Origin of the sequence: Streptomyces sp. NPDC005799, from assembly GCF_040630525.1 — a bacterium.
GTDB lineage: Bacteria > Actinomycetota > Actinomycetes > Streptomycetales > Streptomycetaceae > Streptomyces > Streptomyces griseorubiginosus_B.
This window is the reverse complement of sequence record NZ_JBEXXQ010000200.1, coordinates 1-1,707: the sequence shown is the minus strand read 5'-3', so window position 1 is coordinate 1,707 and position 1,707 is coordinate 1. Positions and strand designations below refer to the sequence as shown.

The window sequence follows — 1,707 nt, the reverse complement described above, 5'->3', positions numbered from 1 at the left end:
TCAAGCAAGTAGGTGGTATCCCTGCGGGGACGCTTGCGAAGGCGTGAAAATCGGTGTGGGGCTGCCCGCCGACGCCGTCGGTGCTTGGGTCTTGAGCCTGTAAGCAAGTCTGGTGAGGGAGCTGCCGTGAGGGGCAGCACACTGTGGCCTTCTGAGCACGCCGTTTAGCCTTTCTGCGTCCCCTCCGGCTCCCCGGGCAGCCCCACCCGGCTGTGATGAAGCGCGAGTTGGTGGGGAGGCAAGGCCATGGCGCTTGAGGACGCGACGGACGCCGGTGAGGAACTGGTGGCCAGGGTCGCTGCGATCGACATCGCCAAAGCGTCTGCGATGGTGTGCACCCGCAGCCCCCATCCGAGCCGTGAAGGCCGGCGAGTGCAGCACGTGTGGGCCGTGGGCGCGACCACCAAGGCGGTCCTGGAGCTGGGTGCACGCCTGGTGGAAGAAGGGGTGGAACGGGTGGTGATGGAGGCCACTGGGGTCTACTGGAAGCCGTTCTTCTACCTGCTCGAGGGCTGCGGCCTGGAGTGCTGGCTGGTCAACGCCCGCGACGTGAAGAATGTACCCGGGCGGCCGAAGACCGACCGGCTCGACGCTGTGTGGCTGGCCAAGCTCACCGAACGGGGCATGCTCCGCCCCTCGTTCGTGCCGCCCCGTGCGGTGCGCGAGCTGCGTGACCTGACCCGCACCCGGGCTGTGTTCGTCCGGGACCGGACCCGGGACAAACAGCGCACGGAGAAGGTTCTGGAGGACGCCCAGATCAAGGTCTCCTCGGTGATCTCCGACATCTATGGCCTGTCCGGGCGGGCGATCCTGGACGCCCTGGCCGCCGGAGAACACGATCCGTGGATCCTGGCCGAGAAGGTCCACTCGAGCATGGCAGCCAAGAAGCCCGCGATCAGAGAGGCCCTGGAGGGGAGCTTCACCAGCCACCACGCCTACCTGCTGGGCGTGCTGCTGCAGACCGTCGACTACCTCACCGGACAGATCGACGCGCTCACCGCCCGCATCGAACAGCAGCTCGCTGCCATGCCTGCGCAGGGTGCGAGCCGTGATGACAGCGGACCGGGTACCGGAGAGGAACCCGGCGCGCCGACGGAGGATCCCGGCTGCCGGCAGTCAGGGCTACTCCCGCTGGCGGGCCGACTGGACGAGATCCCCGGGGTCGGCCCCAAGGTGGCACAGGTCATCCTCGCGGAGATCGGCACCGATATGAGCGTCTTCCCCACGGCGGAGCATCTGGCCTCCTGGGCGAAGTTCTGCCCGCGGAGCGTGCAGTCCGGGCCCCGGAGCAGCTCCGGACGCACCGGCAAGGGCAACGGCTGGTTACGCGGCGCCCTGGGCGAGGCAGCCGCTGCCGCGGCGAAGACCGACACCTTCCTCGGTGCCCGCTACCGCCGGCTGGTCAAACGAATCGGCAAACAAAAAGCCCTGGTCGCTGTCGCCCGGTCGATCCTGGTGATCGCCTGGCACCTCATCCGGGACCCTGCCGCCCGCTACCAAGACCTCGGACCGGACTGGCACCAACGGATGACCGACCCTGTCCGCAAGACCCACAGCCTCGTCCGCCAGCTCGAAGCCCTCGGCCACCAGGTCGCCCTCACTACCCCCGCCCCCTGACCCGCGCCACGTGCCGCACCCCTGTTCCTTCCGCGCGATTCCGGAAGGACACCGCCGCCTGCTCGCCTGCGGATTGATTTTCCGTTTAGC

1 protein-coding gene is annotated in these 1,707 nt (G+C 68.3%); it reads left to right on the top strand.

The genetic code is table 11. From position 1 onward, the window contains the following. Positions 1-246: 246 nt before the first annotated feature. Positions 247-1,617, top strand: a complete 1,371-nt coding sequence (locus tag ABZ453_RS51205; RefSeq protein ID WP_359026953.1) for an IS110 family transposase — start codon at positions 247-249, stop codon at positions 1,615-1,617. Positions 1,618-1,707: the final 90 nt, after the last annotated feature.